At 34.4% G+C, this 17,485-nt stretch carries 14 protein-coding genes and 1 pseudogene; 5 read left to right on the top strand and 10 right to left on the bottom strand.

All coding sequences use genetic code 11. The annotated features are described in order from the left end of the window. On the top strand, positions 1-816 hold the full coding sequence (locus tag MCS_RS00645) for an MBL fold metallo-hydrolase (protein WP_004854395.1): 816 nt from the start codon (positions 1-3) through the stop codon (positions 814-816). Between the two features lie 558 nt (positions 817-1,374). Here the strand turns inward: MCS_RS00645 and MCS_RS00640 are convergent. From MCS_RS00640 to pcsA, 3 genes are read right to left on the bottom strand one after another with little or no spacing between them, the layout of a single operon-like run. Then, positions 1,375-1,785, bottom strand: a complete 411-nt coding sequence (locus tag MCS_RS00640; protein ID WP_004854394.1) for a DUF6163 family protein — start codon at positions 1,783-1,785, stop codon at positions 1,375-1,377. Continuing rightward, positions 1,782-2,828: an enoyl-CoA hydratase/isomerase family protein gene (locus MCS_RS00635; RefSeq protein ID WP_004854391.1), complete on the bottom strand. Its 1,047-nt coding sequence runs from the start codon at positions 2,826-2,828 to the stop codon at positions 1,782-1,784. The genes MCS_RS00640 and MCS_RS00635 overlap by 4 nt, the downstream gene beginning before the upstream one ends. 10 nt (positions 2,829-2,838) lie before the next feature. Continuing rightward, the gene (gene pcsA / locus MCS_RS00630) at positions 2,839-3,657 is read right to left on the bottom strand and encodes a phosphatidylcholine synthase (RefSeq protein ID WP_004854390.1); all 819 of its coding nucleotides are present in this window, start codon (positions 3,655-3,657) and stop codon (positions 2,839-2,841) included. Between the two features lie 183 nt (positions 3,658-3,840). Between pcsA and MCS_RS00625 the strand changes: the two genes are divergently transcribed. The 4 genes from MCS_RS00625 to sodC all read left to right on the top strand — a co-directional run bounded on the left by MCS_RS00625 (position 3,841) and on the right by sodC (position 7,235). Then, positions 3,841-5,067, top strand: coding sequence for a UbiH/UbiF family hydroxylase (locus MCS_RS00625; RefSeq protein WP_004854387.1), 1,227 nt, complete (start codon positions 3,841-3,843; stop codon positions 5,065-5,067). A 575-nt stretch (positions 5,068-5,642) separates the two neighbouring features. After that, entirely contained in the window at positions 5,643-5,981 is a 339-nt protein-coding gene (locus MCS_RS00620) for a hypothetical protein (protein ID WP_004854385.1), read from the top strand. Continuing rightward, on the top strand, positions 5,978-6,283 hold the full coding sequence (locus tag MCS_RS00615) for a hypothetical protein (protein WP_004854384.1): 306 nt from the start codon (positions 5,978-5,980) through the stop codon (positions 6,281-6,283). The genes MCS_RS00620 and MCS_RS00615 overlap by 4 nt, the downstream gene beginning before the upstream one ends. 400 nt (positions 6,284-6,683) lie before the next feature. Beyond that, positions 6,684-7,235, top strand: a complete 552-nt coding sequence (sodC, locus tag MCS_RS00610) for a superoxide dismutase family protein (protein ID WP_004854382.1) — start codon at positions 6,684-6,686, stop codon at positions 7,233-7,235. 451 nt (positions 7,236-7,686) lie between these two features. Here sodC and MCS_RS00605 read toward each other — a convergent pair. From MCS_RS00605 to sufB, 7 genes and pseudogenes are all read right to left on the bottom strand, one after another. After that, positions 7,687-10,457, bottom strand: a pseudogene (locus tag MCS_RS00605) (DEAD/DEAH box helicase). 21 nt (positions 10,458-10,478) lie between these two features. After that, on the bottom strand, positions 10,479-12,119 hold the full coding sequence (locus MCS_RS00595; protein WP_004854377.1) for a site-specific DNA-methyltransferase: 1,641 nt from the start codon (positions 12,117-12,119) through the stop codon (positions 10,479-10,481). A gap of 60 nt (positions 12,120-12,179) precedes the next feature. Beyond that, complete coding sequence (locus MCS_RS00590; RefSeq protein ID WP_004854375.1) at positions 12,180-12,581, bottom strand: SUF system Fe-S cluster assembly protein; 402 nt, start codon at positions 12,579-12,581, stop codon at positions 12,180-12,182. Continuing rightward, entirely contained in the window at positions 12,574-13,818 is a 1,245-nt protein-coding gene (locus MCS_RS00585) for an aminotransferase class V-fold PLP-dependent enzyme (RefSeq protein WP_004854372.1), read from the bottom strand. Before MCS_RS00585 ends, MCS_RS00590 begins: the two co-directional genes overlap by 8 nt. Positions 13,819-13,826: 8 nt before the next feature. Then, positions 13,827-15,095: a Fe-S cluster assembly protein SufD gene (sufD, locus tag MCS_RS00580; RefSeq protein ID WP_004854370.1), complete on the bottom strand. Its 1,269-nt coding sequence runs from the start codon at positions 15,093-15,095 to the stop codon at positions 13,827-13,829. 11 nt (positions 15,096-15,106) lie between these two features. Beyond that, positions 15,107-15,862, bottom strand: coding sequence for a Fe-S cluster assembly ATPase SufC (sufC, locus tag MCS_RS00575; RefSeq protein ID WP_004854368.1), 756 nt, complete (start codon positions 15,860-15,862; stop codon positions 15,107-15,109). A 52-nt stretch (positions 15,863-15,914) separates the two neighbouring features. Beyond that, positions 15,915-17,426: a Fe-S cluster assembly protein SufB gene (gene sufB / locus MCS_RS00570; RefSeq protein ID WP_004854366.1), complete on the bottom strand. Its 1,512-nt coding sequence runs from the start codon at positions 17,424-17,426 to the stop codon at positions 15,915-15,917. Between the last annotated feature and the right edge of the window lie 59 nt (positions 17,427-17,485).

Here is a 17,485-nt window from a genome sequence, read left to right as displayed (position 1 = left end):
ATGTTTGATAGATACCGGTTTACAATATTAGGCTGCGGTTCCTCTCCTGGGGTTCCGCGTCCTAATGGTGATTGGGGAGCTTGTGACCCAAATAATTCTAAAAATAAACGCTATAGAAGTTCTTTATTAGTTGAACGTATTCATGCATCAGAAAAAAAAACAACTGTCGTTATTGATACAGGTCCAGACTTTCGGTCGCAAATGATTGATGCAGGTGTGAGCCATCTTGATGCTGCACTTTATACACATCCTCATGCAGATCATATTCATGGTATTGATGATTTACGCAGCTATGCGCTTGCTCAAAAATGTTTGATAGATGTTTATGCAGATGCTTTTACACTAGAACATCTACAAAATGCTTTTGGATATTGTTTTGAAACTCCAAAGGATTCGTCTTATTCACCCATTTTAAAAGCGCATCTCATTCATGAAGATAGTCAATTTATCATTCATGGGCAGGGAGGCATAATAACTATTAATACGCATTTACAATTTCATGGCTCTATTCATTCTTTAGGTTTTCGAATTGGCAATGTTGCCTATTGCACAGATGTTAATAGATTTCCCGAAAAAACATTAGAAAAACTTATGAATTTGGAAGTTTTAATTATTGAAGCGCTTCAATTTGAAGCTCATCCAAGTCATTTTTCCGTTGATCAAGCGTTGCAATGGATAGAGTATTTAAAGCCAAAAAAAGCTTTACTTACACATATGGATAGATCGCTTGATTATAATGAGCTTACAAATTATGTACCATCGCATGTAGAACCTGCTTATCAAGGACTTATTTTCGAAACAAATGTGCAATTGTAATAGCTTGATTTATGCAGCAGGGATTGTGTTTTTGCCTAATCTATTTTTTATGGATGTTAATTCAAGTCAGATTTGAATAATCTTGTACGTATAAAGCGTTATAAATCATTTCAATAATTTTAAATTTTTCTGTTTTCTATCCTGTAAAATAACACTTATTTCGACTTTAAGCAATTTTATTTAAAGCCGAAATAAGTGTCTGATTCTATAGTAAAAACACTTTGTCTAAATTTTGCCATAATTATGTTTAAAAAATGAAAAATGCGATAAAAGTATGATTATTGTGTCTAAAGAAAGTTGATCATTGTTTTAAGGGGGGAATATCTTGGTTCCTTAATCGTGCTTTATCGCATAATATATATTATGGAACTTTTTTTAAAAGAAAGGATATTTTACATGGCAGTAGCACTCTGGGGAACGATCTCAACATTATTATGGATATTTTGTTCAAAAGCCACGAGCCCTTGGGATTTATGGTGGGTACCATTTGTTTAAAAAAGTTTTATAACTTTTCAACAGTAAAAAATCGGGCCAATGAATTTTGGCCCGAAACATTAATTAGCCATTATATGACTTTTTTGAAGAGATCATCATCATAATAATTTGTAATGTTATAAGAACTAAGAATAACATTCCATGGAAGATTAGCATAAACGGCTGATAGACAAAATTAAAAGAACAAATTGCTATTGTTTCCGTCAAGGCTGCAATACACCATAGAATAATTCCCCATGGCGAATACATCCAAAGCCCAATTAACGCGATAGGATAAATAATAGCCAATGTAGCTGATAAAAATTGCCATGGCCATGGCATAAGATCAAAACGCCATAGCTCTCCTGGAAACACACCAACAAGACGAATCCAATAAAGGACACTTAAACCTAAGCAAATAAGTGCTAAAAATCGTAAATAATAGTTATAAATTAAATTGATTTTTTTAGTCTGTTTTTGAGGATTATTGGTCAAAATAATAATTCTTTTTTAATGGGTTGGAAATAAGCATCTATCATTTCATCTGTTACATCTGAAAGTTTATCTGGTTGCCATTTAGGTGCTTTATCTTTATCAATTAACATTGCACGAACTCCTTCATGAAAATCATGTGAAGTAATCATATGATGTGCAATGCGATTTTCAATTTTCATACAATCTTCTAAAGTTTGAGAAGAATTTTGTTTCATTTGTCTCCAGATAATTTTTAAACTTGTTGGAGAACGCAATTGCAAAATATCATAACATTCTTTAGCAAATAAGATGCCTTCACTGCTTTTTTTATGTAGCAATTCAATACATTCTTCTAACGTATTAGCACTAAAACAAGTGCTGATAATACAACGTATTTCGGGATTTGTTTCATTTTTTCTTGTTATTGTTCGCTCTTTTAATGCTAATTCAGGATTTCCTTGCTCAATAATATCTTTTTTAATGTATTCTAATTCAATTTCAGGAACAGCATGTGTTGCTAGCCCTAAGTTTAAACAATCTCCCCATTTTATGCGTGCGCCGGTCAGTGCAAGATAAATACCAAAGTGATCGGGAAGAGATGGTAAGAAAAAACTCGCGCCAACATCCGGAAAAAATCCAATAGCACCTTCTGGCATAGCAAAAAGTGTGTTTTCTGTAACAATTCGATGTGAACCGTATATAGAGATACCTACCCCTCCTCCCATCCAAATACCGTTCAAGAAAGAAATGTAGGGTTTAGGAAACCGTTTAATATAAGCATTTAAGCTATATTCATCACTAAAATATTGGTAAGAAGAGGGATTTTTTCCCATACGGTAGATTTCCACAACATCTCCACCAGCACAAAAAGCACGCCCTTCCCCTTCAACTAAGATGCAAGAAACATCCTCGTCTATTTCCCATGTATTGAGAGCTTTCTTTAAAGCAAAAACCATTCGTTGATTAAGAGCGTTTAATGCTGAAGGGCGCGTGAGCTTTATAATACCGGCGTGTCCTTCTTTTGTAAAAGAAATATCATCACCTGCCCCAAAATCAATTTGCATCTTATTCCCTTTAAATATCTATTTTATTTCTTTTTTTTGCTCCTAACTGAGGAAATAATTGCATAATAGCACCAATGCAATATATATAAATGCCTGTTACTGAAATTCCTATCTTAATCCAATATGGAGCATTTAGTTTGTAGAAAAATGCAGCAACACCAAAAAAACACCATAAAAGAAAAATTGGAAAATTAAGCATACGCAAACGGATAACTCTTACTGGATGAATAAAATAAATTGGTAAAAAAGAAATAATCGCCGATAACGCAATAATAATGAAAGTGATCCATTCACCTGGTCTTACTACAAAAACCATAAAAATCATCATATTCCAAACTACCGGGAATCCTTTAAAAAAGTTTTCTTTAGTTTTCATTCCGGTATCTGCATAATAAATAGCTGATGAAATAACAATGATAGCACTTAATAAAAACGACAATCCCGATCCCATAAAGCCACTTTGATAGAGTGCAAAAGCTGGAATTAAAACATAAGTTACATAATCAATGATATTATCTAAGAGTTCTCCTGACCATGTTGGAAGTACATATTTGACATCAAGTTTGCGTGCAATTGGCCCGTCAATCCCATCAACGAGAAGTGCTAGCCCAAGCCAACAGAACATAGCAGTCCATTCTTTTTGAGATGCTGCTATAAGAGAAAGAAATGCTAAAAACGAACCAGAAGCTGTCAGTAAATGAACAGAAAAAGCTTTTGCTTGTGGCATTGTTACTTTTTTATGGCGTAAGAGATCAGCATTTGTTTTAATTTTTTTTGTTAGCTTACGTTTCAAGGTTTGCTTACCCTTGTTTCTCAAATTTTCATCCATCTACCAATACGCCATTCTTTTCTTTCATGATACAGATTCGTCTGTAAAAAACACAAAAAAGTTATTTTTTTATATCGCATAATTTATTACATAATATAATAGAAGAAATTTATATAATAAAAAGAGAGAGAGTTCATTTATAAATATTAAAATGTTTGATAAACGCGAAAGGCTCAAATCGTTGTGATATTTGAAAAAAACAAGCATAGGGATATTGCTGTCATTGGTGCAGGGCCAGTCGGTATGTTGGCAGCGCTTAGTCTTGCTAATAAAGGATATTCGGTTTTTCTCGTTGGTCCGCCTGCTCATACAGATGAATTACGGACAACAGCTCTTATGATGCCAGCAATTCGTACACTTCAAAAACTTAATATTTGGGATACTCTAAAACGTCATGCAGCATCTTTATCCTTTATTAAAATCATAGATATAACCTCTAGGATTGTACGTGCTCCTACAGTAAGTTTTTCTTCTGCTGAAATTGGCGAAGAGGCTTTTGGTTATAACATACCTAATATAGAATTAAATAATGCTCTCCTTAAAGCTGTTGCACATACACCGAATATTACAAGATTTTTTTCTTCCGCAAAATCTTTTCATTATCAGCAAGATCATGTATGCGTCACTCTTGCAGATGATAGTGCTATTCAAGTGTTACTCCTTATTGCTGCTGATGGACGCTTTTCTCCAACACGAACAGCAGCTGGTATAGCTGTTAAACAATGGAGTTATCCACAAACGGCACTTGTCCTAAATTTTTCTCATGATTTTTCCCATAAAAATACATCAACGGAATTTCATACAGAAAATGGTCCATTTACGCAGGTTCCACTACTAGGAAATAGATCAAGTCTTGTATGGGTTGTCAGCACTTCTCGCGCTAAAGAGTTGTTAAGTATAGGGTCCAAAGTAATTGCAAAAGTAATCGAAGATAAAATGCAGTCAATGCTGGGAAAACTGACATTAGAAACACCAGTTCAGGCATGGCCCCTTTCAGGACTTATTCCTCATCATTTTGCAGCTAATCGGACAATTTTGATGGGGGAAGCTGCTCATGTTTTTCCTCCTATTGGAGCACAAGGATTGAATTTAGGATTTCGTGACATACAAACTTTTATCGATATTTTACCAAAGCAAATGTCTGATTCTCATTCTAAAATGATTGTTGCGCATTATAACAGGAGTCGCAAATCTGATATATGGATTCGGAGTGGATCTGTTCATGTGCTTAACTCTGCTTTACTTTCTAATATGTTGCCTGTTCATATTATGCGAAGCATTGGACTTGGCTTATTACGTAATTGCTCTCCGTTACGTAATTTATTTATGCGAGAGGGAATGTATCCAGGTTCTGGATTAAAAGAAATTATACAAATGTTCCCAATAAAATTACCTAAACAACTTTATTGATATAATAAAAGAATAAGTGGTAAAATCAAAAACAGATTCACCCAAATAACATTACAAAAAATAAGACTTCCTAAAATGCTTCATATTAAGAGCATAAGCAGTATTAATCGCTAAGTTGAGGAATCGCATCAAAAGATATGCTAATTTAAAAAAGTTTTTTTACCCAAAGTGTATTATGAAAAATTTTTAAAGGGTGTAGAAGTTATTCAGATATCTTATCTAACTAATAGGATAAATATGAAAATTAGCTTTCCAGATAGACAAAGATAGCAAAATAAACATCAAAAAAGATGTACTATGGTATATTATCAATAGTAATAATAACGAGCAATTATAGCATAACATCTCAAAAGAGATTGCCTTATTCAACATGTAAAAACAACACATTCTCTTTTTTATCAAGATAATCAAGAAGAAAAAACAATTTTAATGCATCAATGCGCATTTTTAAAATTTTACACCGTTAAGTATAATATTAAAAATAAAACAATCTTTGGAACCTGTTAGCAAGACAAAGGTTAATTGAGCATATGAAATGAAAGTTTAAAAACATCGTTGCAATAACTGGTGACAAGATGAGATTCAGTAAAAATTTAAAATTAATTATTTTCTTTATAATAATTGCAAGTATCTCCTCTATAGTTACAGCTTCAATAAGTGAGGTTTTCTCTATTCCTTATTGTAAAACCTCTCGATATACCTTCATTCAAGATAACACTAAACCAGGACAAAATTCATTTACTGCTTCGCAAATTAAAAACTGTCTTATACAGAATGGTTTTAAAAATATTAAACGAATACGTTTAGATGATGAAGGCATTTGGCGCGCTTTGGTAGAATTTAAAGAACATCATTTAATTATATCAATCGATTATTCTGGAGTTGTTAGTATCCAAAAGGATAAAAAAATATGATTGATTTTAAAACCTCTGACAGTCTTCATTCAAATGATTGTAGGAAAAGTTTTTTAAAAAAAATTTATTATTCGATTAAAGAGCTTGCATTCATTGGCAGTTTAAATGGTAGTATATCAGGAGCAATTGCAGCAGCTCTTGCAGCATATGGATATATTGCACTCCCAGGGTTTGGTCCAATTATCTCAATGGGTATAAGTATGGCACTTTCTACTGGAACGATCATTGGTGCAATAATAGGATCAATAATAGGCATTTTTGTTGGCACATTTTGCATTTTTATGGAGGACTTATATATATAATAATATTTATAATATTTGTTATTTTTATAATTTTTGTAATCAGTAGATAATTTGCGTCATTTAACTTTTTTAAATAATAATCAATAAGTTATATATTATAACTTTTATAAAATCCACGTCATATTATGGATGAAGTATTGGCTAAACTTCAAAGCTCCTTATTTAATTTTTCTCACGACACTTCAAAAATCTGCTTTTTTAGAAGCATCATCTCTTGAAAAAATGTATATGCGATATAGCTATTTGATTTATAAAATGCATTTTTGTGAGATAGGAAAGATTATTCTAGACGTATTTAGAGATGAATAAAGAAAGCTATTTTGAGCTTATAGAGTTTTTTCTGTTAATCATACTTTCCAAAAAAATTATTTTTTACCAAATTTAAGAAAATTATTAAATCATGTTTAATGTAAAAATATTTTGTATAAATAGAACTGTTTTATACTTGCTGTTTTCTTTAGCATTTCTAACTTATGATACTATTGTATTAGCAAAATCTATGCAAGTTCAGATTTATAAATTAGAAAATGGAAACACAAAAAAGCCTATTGGCAAAATTGAAATTGAAGAAAACATACATGGTTTGATTTTTGTGCCAAATTTATCCACCTTGCCAGAAGGTTTACACGGTTTTCATGTGCATATAAACCCTTCATGTGATATGAAAGATGGTGTAGTTGGTGGTGCTGCGGGTGGACATTATGATCCGGATCATACTAACAAACATCTTGGACCTTATAACGTTAATGGCCACTTTGGTGATTTACCGGCACTTTATGTTGATGATACAGGACACTCAACAATGAGTGTTCTCGCTCCACGAATTAAAAAACTCTCAGAGATTAAAGGACACTCGTTAATGATTCATTTAGGGGGAGACAATCAATCCGATAAGCCATTACCGCTTGGCGGAGGTGGTGCTCGTTTAGCATGTGGTATTATTGAAGAATAAGCCTATCAGAAATTATTTAACGTCTATTGATATTTTTGTAAAAGACTTGAAATATAATTCTTATGGGGAATGCCCCCAATCAGATTGGCGAATCTCACCAGTTTGATAAAATTGACGAATGAGTTTAATATAATGAAAAAAGTCTTTGTTTTTCCTCTAATAATCTATTAGCGGTATCCCAATCAGTTTCACTACTATCTTTTGACTGGCTTCTGGGTAATTTTCGTATATCCATTGAGCAATTTTTCGAGCTGTAAATTTTTTTGTAGTGTCATTTATTCCATTGTATGCAGATTTTACAAGAGAAAGAACAGTAATAGTTCATTATATATTTCTATGAGATAAATCGAATTAATTTTTCTTTTATTTTTCCATGACTTATCTTGAAAAGATAAAATATAAAATAATATTAAGTAATTAATATTAGCATAGCACCCATAAATTAAAAAATTTATGGAGTTTTAATAGTAAATTCTGCACACAAACCTTCAAAACTACGATTTGCTTTAATAGCATCATGTGGAATAAGAACATAATGCCATGGCTTTCCACCATGGGTAACAGCATAATTGGTCGCATGACAACACCATTGAACTGCTGCGTTTCTTTTTTTCAAAACAATAGAATTTTGTATTTCGGAAGCTTTTTTGGGCTCACAAAGATATTTTGCATTCTTTGTTTCTACAACAAAGTCTGGTTCATAGCTTGATCCTTTATCATATTCTATTGTGAAAAAACCTCGAGCGGGTTTCATCCATTTCAATACTTGCATATCATCTTCTAATATTTGGGCAAATCGTAATTCCCCTTCTACGGAATCAAATTTTTGCAAAGGGTAACAGCATTTTGTAAAGCCCCCAAATACAAGTGTTCTAATGTTGCTTTTAATAGAAGGAATACAGCGAAAATTAATGGGAGATGAGCCTTGTGGTAGAGTGTAGTGAATAGGCAGTAAGGTTGTAAATCCTCTTGTAACTCTAACCTCATAATCCCGCTGTGTTTCCCACTGATGTGACTTTAATTGAGCAACTATAAAAGCAGTAAGTTGATGCTGATAGTGAATCAACACATTCTCAACGGCAGCATCATTTGGTAAATAAGATTGGAAATGTTGCACCAACTGACCCGCCAATTTTCGTAATAATGGGGTATGGTTGTCATAATCTATAAAGTCATTATCAATTAAACCACGAATGATATAATTTTCAAAATAAGGTTCTTTGAGATACTCATTTTCAGAAGTAAGAAAAATGCTTTTATGTGTGCGTAATTCACGAATTAAAAGCTCTTTATTCACAGGTTGCAAATTTAAACTTTCTAAATTTTCCAAATCAAAATCAGAAAAACCATAAGTAATCTCACCAGAGGGAATAAGCACAATATTGGGAATATCTATTATAAGTTCTGCTAAATTTTTTGTTAGGTTTGCAACCACTTTTGGCACCAAAGCCTCAGATTCTATTTTTGTAGTATCAGAAATAAGAGCATCCTTTGATGCGTGCATGGTTGCTATAACTTCATTACTAATTTTTTCCTGTATTACAGTGGAGCAAAGTGCCTGAGAACTTGGCAATTTTTCATATCCTTTGATAATATTCCACGTGATATCAGCAATTTTTTTCTTTTCAGGAGTGAATGTAAATGGAACTGTATTATATAACATGACATCTTGTAAATCAGATGCTCCATTTATGTCAGAATGACGTGTTACCATCGTCTTTCTAGATTCTGTTTCTGCACGACTTGGTACTGTGAGTATATCTGATTTTTCAAATGATATATCACCACCTATCCCAATCTCAATATGCTTTTTAATAATTGAGTTTGGATCATTAGCGCGATCAATAATATCTTGGAAACGGTCATGTGCAATGATTGTTAAACGATCAATGGCTTCTATGCCGATTTTATGACCATAAGGCAAACGTAATCCACGACCTATTGTTTGCTCAGTTAAAATTTCTGAAGCAGATGCACGCAACGGCACGATGGTATAAAGATTTGTTACATCCCACCCCTCCTTCAACTTATTAGCATGAATAACAATTTCCGTTGGCTCACTAGGATCTTCAATTGCAATCAGTTTTTGAATATTTTTATCTTCTTCTGTGTTCGATTGTTTCGAATGAATTTCTATAATTTTTCCTTTATAAGTCCCCGCAAAAAAATCATCAGATTCTAATAAATTACGTAATTCTCGCGCATGCTCTGTATCTTGGGCTACAACTAAAATGAAAGGCTTAACCAATTTCTTTTTATAATCGCTAGCATAGATAACTAACTCTGCTTTTACTTTTTCGTGCGTATGAATTGCATCTTGTAGTTTAATATACTCTAATTGTTCAGGCGTATAGTTTTTCGGTTGAAAATCTTTACGTGTAGCAACAGCTGGTTCTTTCACGAACCCATCTCTCATAGCCTCTGCAAGTGAATAGCCGTAAACGACGTTTTTAAAATCCACTGGTTTTGCACCTATTGTTTTCGGTGTCGCTGTAAGTTCTATTCCTAAAACAGGTTTTAATTCATTAATAGCCGAAACGCCTGCAGATGCACGATAACGGTGCGCTTCATCCATCAATAAAACTAAATCTGGAAGATTTGCGAGATAATCAAAATAACTTTCTCCAATAGTTTCCTGCAAGCGTTTAATTCGCGGGATGATGGATTTTGCAGCTCCTTTTTTATTATCTGTTGTGTTAATTTTGGAAATATTAAAGATATTGATGAAAGCTGTATTTCTATCCTCAAACAAACGTTGTTGCCCATGAAATTGCGGTGCATCAGAGCAGATCCCTTTACCACTTTCATAATCTTCGCCTGTAATAATTATCGGTCTGTTTACAACAAATTCACTAATTCCACTGAATACATATTTCGAACTTTGAGGATTGAAATCCTGTTTTAATTTTTCATAAATGGTCAAATTGGGAGCCAAAATAAAAAAATGGCGGCTGCGACCTGTTAAATAAAGATAACTGATAAAAGCACCCATCAGTCGTGTTTTTCCGACTCCCGTAGCTAAGCAAAACAAAAAGAAGGAAAATCGCGTTCAAAATCTTGTACAGAAGGATAGAGATTTTTGATCACTTCCAGATCCGCAACTAAATCAGCATTTTTAGAAAGTTTGATATTACCTAAAATTCGCACCAAAATATTTAAGGCTTCATGCTGAGGATAGCGCAACGATAAGCGAGCAGAAATCCTTTTTTCAACAGCGTTCATAAAAACTCCGCTTTTTACTCTTTATCTAAATAAATCTAATTCTGCTTGCATAGTATCTTTATCTTTGGGGGATTCTTTTGCTACAGCCATTGGTTCAAGATTCGCTACATTTAAACTGTAATCATCCCTCCCCCACTCACACTTTTCTAATATAGCGCGGGGTATTTTGGTAAGTGTGAGATTTTCAAAAGATTCCGGCTTCGTATCAAAAGCTGAGCAACAAATAAGTAAGGTACGATGAGGTCCAACCTCTTCACTAATGATGTGTAATTGTTTATGTGTCATTGCATTGGTTGTTACATAAATATAATCAGTTTCGGTTGAATAACCTTGCATCCAATAATGGTTTTCATCTGGTGCGTAGCTAAACCCCATATGTTTGCACATAACTTCTGAAAGCATGGCAGCATTATATTCGCGACTAATAATCCATTGTCCCCATGGATCTTTTTGCAACAGAGAAGGCGCAAGGCGGTAATAGCGGAATCCTCCACCACCTTGCCAATTTACATTTTTAGAAATACCACCTTGATCAGTGCCATCAATCACTTGTTTCAAACGAGGAATGATGTGGGTATGACAATGTTCTCCAAGTTCAATCATAATCCACTTGCGCCCCATTTTATGTGCAACTGCACCAGTAGTGCCAGAACCCGCAAAAGAATCTAAGACAAGATCACCAGGATTGCTGGCAAGTTGAATAATGCGTTCTATAAGTCGCTCAGGTTTGGGAGTTGCAAAAACATTATCAGAATTAAAGACTTTAACCTCTTTTTTAGCATCCTGATTATGTCCTACTTCTTCATAAAGCCAAATGGTCATTGAAACCATACCATTTTTTACTTCTGATAAAAAACGTTTAATACGTGGTACTCCGCTGTTATCTGTTCCAAACCAAATACGATTATCCTCTAATAGCTTAGAAAACTTTTGTTTACTAACCCGCCAACTAGCTCCAGCAGGAGGCATCACTTTACGTCCAGAAGGTGTAGTGATTTCATAGATATCCTTAGGTGTTACTCTTTTCGCAGATAAATTATCTGATTGCCATAATCCACGCGGGTCATTATCAGGATTTTTATAGCGCGCATCCATATCAATTGAACGAGGAAGCAAATTAGGTCGCCAAATAGTTTTATTTTTAGCATAAACCATTACAAAATCATGGTTATCCGAAAGCCATTTTGTATCATTTTGTGGAGCATATTTTTTTTGCCAAATGATATTATTTACAAAATTTTGTCTACCAAAAATTTCGTCCATCATAACTTTAAGGTAAGCCTGTTCATCGTCATCAATGGATATCCAAATACTTCCATCATCCGCAAGTAAATGATGCAACAGCACTAACCTATCTCTCATAAGGCTTAGCCATATGGAATGCTCCAAACCATCTTCATAATGTTCGAATGCATTGCCCGTATTATAAGGTGGATCGATATAGATACATTTTACCTTGCCTGTATATTCTTGTTCAAGTGCTTTGAGCGCGAGCAAATTATCACCAAAAATGAGTTTATTATCAAAAATATCCCGATCGGACACTTGATGCGACGCATGGTAAGATTTTTCAAGATCTTCCAATGAAATACGAGGCTCCAATTTAGGACGTCTCTCTTTTCCAATCCAAGTGAGTTCTAATTTTTGTTTATTATAACGCATGTAATCGTTCTCAAATAAAACTACTTATGAAAAATAAATAACACATTCGTGAATAGTACTTTAGTACCATCCTACAGCAACTTGTGCTTCTTCTGACATACAATCAGGTGTCCATGGTGGGTCAAAAGTCATAGTAACTTCAACGTGCGAAACACCTTCAACTGCGCTTACAGCATTTTCTACCCAACCTGGCATTTCACCAGCAACGGGGCATCCTGGTGCTGTGAGTGTCATTTCAATTTTTACTGAATGATCATCTTCAATATCAATACGATAAATCAATCCTAGCTCATAAATATCAGCAGGAATTTCCGGATCATAAACTGTTTTGAGAGCAGCAATAATATCATTGGTCATACGATCAATTTCATCTGCTGGAATTGCCGATATGCAAGATTTTTTATTTTCCCTTACAGTTTCAACAGATTCTGTAGAATGATACTTTTCAATTGATTTAGCCATTAAAAAATGTCCTTGCTTTTTCTAATGCTTCCACTAACTGATCAATGTCTTCATGATTACTATACATGGCTAATGATGCACGACAAGCAGATATTAAACCAAAATGTTGTAATAAAGGTTGTGCACAATGTGTTCCTGCGCGTATAGCAACACCCTGCCTATCAATAAACATAGCGATGTCGTGCGCATGAATGCCTTCTATTTCAAAAGATATAATAGTGCCTTTATGAGGAGAACGGCCGTAAATACGCAATGATTTAACCGTTTCAAGTTTTTCATGTGCATAGGATAAAAGTGCTGTTTCATGTGCATGAATAGCATTTCTATCTTTTTTCTGTATATAATCAATAGCAGCCGCCAATCCAATGGCTTCAGCTATAGGAGGAGTGCCCGCTTCAAAGCGATAGGGGGGGGCATTATAAAAAACCTTATCAATAGTTACATCCTCAATCATTTCCCCTCCCCCTTGAAAAGGATGCATTTCCTCTAGCCTATATTCTTTACCATAAAGAACGCCAATACCTGTAGGACCATAAAGCTTATGTCCTGTAAGGACGTACCAGTCACAATCAAGATCTTGCACATCAACTGTTAAATGTACAGCAGCCTGAGAACCATCAACAAGAACAGGAATACCATTTTGGTGTACTAGCTTAATAATCTCTTTAACAGGAGTAATAGTCCCCAATATATTGGACATATGCGTAATAGCAACAAGTTTTGTTTTATCAGTTAAAGCCTTTTTAAAATCTTCAATATGTAAGATACCATTCTCATCCACTGGTACAAACACAAGTTTAACACCTTTTTGTTCACGAATAAAATGCCAAGGAATAATATTGGAGTGATGTTCCATAATAGTGAGAACGATTTCATCACCTTTATTCAATTTTGACATTCCCCAACCATAAGCAACAGTATTAATAGCTTCTGTCGCACTTTTCGTAAAAACAATTTCTTTCACGGTTTGAGCATTTAAAAAAGCACGAACCGTTTCGCGAGCATTTTCATAAGATTGTGTTGCTGCATTCGATAAAAAATGCATTCCTCGATGCACATTTGCATAACGACATTGATAGAAATTATTCATCGCATCAAGCACAGCTTGCGGCTTTTGAGCAGATGCACCACTATCAAGATAAGCCAATCGTTTGCCATAAACACTATGATGCAAAAGAGGAAAATCATGCCGAATTGCTTCTACATCATAATTTAATTTTTGTACGTTATTTCCCATTTTGTACCTTAAACATTTTTTTCTAACCAGGTACTAATAATATTACTCAAAACAGTTTGAATATTATCCTGCTTAATGTCTTCAATAAGCTCGAAGACAAATCCTTTAATCAAAAGTGCACAAGCTGCTTTAAAAGGGATGCCGCGCGCCATGAGATAAAAGAGATGGTCATGATTAATATTGGCAACTGTCGCACCATGACCACATGCGACATCATCAGCAAAAATTTCTAATTCAGGTTTTGCATTAAATTCCGCATCATCTGAAAGGATAAGACTATTACAAGCCATACGCGCATCTGTTTTTTGCGCTTTTTGAGCAACACGTATTATTCCTTGAAAAACACCAACTGCTTTATCCGTAACCACATTGCGTATAATTTCGGTTGAGGTTGATTTTTCTTCAACATGACGAACGCTCATTGTAAGATCGCTATGCGTTTGCCCAGATAGCAAATTTATTGCTCGTAATTGAAAATCAGCCTTTTCTCCTTGTAATTCAATATCAATTTCCTGTCGATTAAGTTGACTACCTATATTAATCACATAAAGTGATAATTTAGCTCCTTGACCAAGAACCGCACGAAATCGGCCAAACTGTGTAGAACTGAAGCTACGATTTCGAATAATTATCCATGTAATATCACTATAAGCAGCAATGTCCAAAGAAAATATCGAACTGACAAAGGTATCTTCATCATTGCCAATCTGGTGTTCAACAAAAATAGCTTCACTGCTTTTATCAATTTTTATGTCTGAAAAAATATGAGATTGCCCACCCATTTGAATATTTTGTAATTCAATGGGAACAGTTAACTTCGTATTTTCAGGGATATGAAAAAGCCAACCATCCGTAACAAAAGCTGTATTTAATTGTCCAATAAAATCATCATCAGAAATAATTTTATCTATTTTTACAGAATTTTCTCTTAATGCATTTGCAAGACGTTCTACTGTAATATTTGCTATATTTGATGCTGTAGATGTTTTTCCGTTCCTAATAGAAAAAACAATCTTTTCTGGAAACAAGCAATCAACAAATTTCCCATTATTTACTTCTGAAAAATTACTAACAGATTTTAATAAAGTGCGAAGATTTGTATAGTGCCAACTTTCGATTTTACGTGAAGGAAGCCGTGTATTTTTAAACAATTCAATAGCTCTCTTACGGACTGTCTGCACTGCCCTATCACCGGGTAGATTACTTATACATCGGTTGAAATTATTGAGTATATCTTTTTCAACCTCTAACAATTTTTGCTGTGCGTTCACGCTCATATTTAATGACCTCAAACCGCTTCATGGATAATATCAGCATATCCATTTTGTTCTAAATAAAGCGCTAACGATTTATCGCCGCTTTTAATAATGCGTCCTTTATAAAGAACATGCACCGTATCAGGGATAATATAATTAAGCAGGCGTTGATAATGGGTAATAACCAAGAATGAACGCTTTGAATCCCGAAGTTTATTAACACCATCTGCAACAATTTTTAACGCATCAATATCTAAACCAGAATCTGTTTCGTCTAAAATACAAAGTTTAGGTTCAAGAAGCGCCATTTGTAAAATTTCAGCTCGTTTTTTTTCTCCACCTGAAAAACCCACATTTAATGGACGTTTCAGCATGTTCATATCTATTTCAAGCTTTGAAGAAATCTCTTTAACATATTTTATAAATTCAGGAATTTTAAGCTCTTCATCACCACGCGCTTTGCGTTGAGAATTCATCGCAACTTTTAAAAATTCCATCGTTGCCACTCCAGGTATTTCCATCGGATATTGAAATGCGAGAAAAATACCGTATGCCGCACGTTCTGCTGGATCCATTTCTAAAATGGATTGTCCATTATAAAGAATATCACCTTCTATCACTTCATAATCATCACGACCAGCAAGCAAATAAGACAAAGTAGATTTTCCAGCTCCATTTTGTCCCATGATCGCAGCAACTTCACCATCTTGAATCGTCAAATTTAAACCGCGAATAACTTCTGTATCGGTCCCAACAATTCGGGCACGTAAATTTTTTATCTCTAACATAATTAAATCCTGTTTTGGCTGTTTTACGTCAAGTACGCTCTTACCTAAACAATTATCCAACGCTACCTTCAAGGCTAATACCAATGAGTTTTTGTGCTTCAATAGCAAATTCCATTGGAAGTTTTTGAATAACTTCTTTTACAAAACCATTCACAATTAACGCTATTGCTTCTTCCTCAGGAATTCCCCGCTGCATAGCATAAAAAAGCTGATCATCAGAAATTTTTGATGTAGTCGCTTCATGTTCAAATTGTGCTGTCGCATTTTTTGCTTCAATATAAGGCACTGTGTGAGCACCACAATCATTACCAATTAGTAAACTATCACATTGCGTAAAATTACGTGCATTTTGCGCTTTTCGATGTGCTGCAACTTGCCCACGATATGTGTTATTTGAAAAACCAGCAGAAATACCTTTAGAAACAATACGACTTGATGTATTTTTCCCCAAATGAATCATTTTGGTACCAGAATCAATCTGTTGATAACCATTTGCAACTGCAATGGAGTAAAACTCCCCACGTGAATTATCACCACGCAGTAAACAAGATGGATATTTCCAAGTAATTGCAGAACCGGTTTCAACTTGTGTCCATGAAATCTTAGAATTATCCCCTCGACAATCTCCTCGCTTCGTTACAAAATTATAAATACCGCCCTTACCTTCTTTGTCACCAGGATACCAATTTTGTACTGTGGAATATTTAATTTCTGCATTTTTTAGTGCAATAAGTTCAACAACAGCAGCGTGAAGTTGGTTTTCATCACGTTGAGGTGCTGTGCAACCCTCAAGATAAGAAACGTAAGAATCTTCATCGGCAATAATCAGTGTTCTTTCAAACTGGCCTGTATTACGCTCATTAATCCTAAAATAGGTTGAAAGTTCCATGGGGCAGTGAACCCCTTTTGGGATATAAACAAATGAACCATCTGTGAAAACAGCTGCATTTAATGCAGCATAATAATTATCACCGGCTGGGACGACTGCTCCTAAATATTCCTTAATAAGATCAGGATGTTCTATAATTGCTTCTGAAATAGAGCAAAAAATAACGCCAGAACGTGCCAACTCTTTTTTAAATGTCGTCACAACAGAAACAGAATCAAAAACCGCATCAACAGCTACTTGTCCTGATGTATAGATACTATCATAAAAAGTGGAAGGATCAGATTGTTTTCTTACTCCTGCCAAAATTTCTTGCTCTTTGAGAGGAATGCCAAGTTTTTCATAAGTTGCTAATAACTCTGGATCTACTTCATCTAAAGATTTTGGTCCTGTATGATTTTTAGGAGCGGCGTAATAATAAAGCTCTTGAAAATCAATTTTGGGATATTCAATACGTGCCCAATCGGGCTCTTGCATTGTCAACCAACGGTGAAAAGCTTGTAAACGCCATGTCAACATCCATTCAGGTTCATTTTTTTTAGCAGAAATAAATCTGATAATATTTTCATCTAAACCTTTGGGAGCTTTATCTGTTTCAATATTGGTTTCAAACCCATATTTATATTGATCAACATCTATTTCACGTACTTGGCGTATTGTTTCTTGTACTGCCGGCATAAACTTTCTCCATTTTTGGGCATCAAGAACCGGTGACTAAAAGTCTTGTTTTTTCACAA

This window comes from Bartonella doshiae NCTC 12862 = ATCC 700133, assembly GCF_000278155.1.
Lineage (GTDB): Bacteria > Pseudomonadota > Alphaproteobacteria > Rhizobiales > Rhizobiaceae > Bartonella > Bartonella doshiae.
This window is presented reverse-complemented; position numbering and strand designations above follow the sequence as displayed.

Bases quoted from the DNA above. Each gene is read 5' to 3' on its own strand.
- MCS_RS00645 (WP_004854395.1), top strand. From the start codon at position 1: ATGTTTGATAGATACCGGTTTACAATATTAGGCTGCGGTTCCTCTCCT.
- MCS_RS00635 (WP_004854391.1), bottom strand. From the start codon at position 2,828: ATGCAAATTGATTTTGGGGCAGGTGATGATATTTCTTTTACAAAAGAA.
- pcsA (WP_004854390.1), bottom strand. From the start codon at position 3,657: ATGGATGAAAATTTGAGAAACAAGGGTAAGCAAACCTTGAAACGTAAG.
- MCS_RS00620 (WP_004854385.1), top strand. From the start codon at position 5,643: ATGAGATTCAGTAAAAATTTAAAATTAATTATTTTCTTTATAATAATT.
- MCS_RS00615 (WP_004854384.1), top strand. From the start codon at position 5,978: ATGATTGATTTTAAAACCTCTGACAGTCTTCATTCAAATGATTGTAGG.
- sodC (WP_004854382.1), top strand. From the start codon at position 6,684: ATGTTTAATGTAAAAATATTTTGTATAAATAGAACTGTTTTATACTTG.
- MCS_RS00595 (WP_004854377.1), bottom strand. From the start codon at position 12,119: ATGCGTTATAATAAACAAAAATTAGAACTCACTTGGATTGGAAAAGAG.
- MCS_RS00590 (WP_004854375.1), bottom strand. From the start codon at position 12,581: ATGGCTAAATCAATTGAAAAGTATCATTCTACAGAATCTGTTGAAACT.
- MCS_RS00585 (WP_004854372.1), bottom strand. From the start codon at position 13,818: ATGGGAAATAACGTACAAAAATTAAATTATGATGTAGAAGCAATTCGG.
- sufD (WP_004854370.1), bottom strand. From the start codon at position 15,095: ATGAGCGTGAACGCACAGCAAAAATTGTTAGAGGTTGAAAAAGATATA.
- sufC (WP_004854368.1), bottom strand. From the start codon at position 15,862: ATGTTAGAGATAAAAAATTTACGTGCCCGAATTGTTGGGACCGATACA.
- sufB (WP_004854366.1), bottom strand. From the start codon at position 17,426: ATGCCGGCAGTACAAGAAACAATACGCCAAGTACGTGAAATAGATGTT.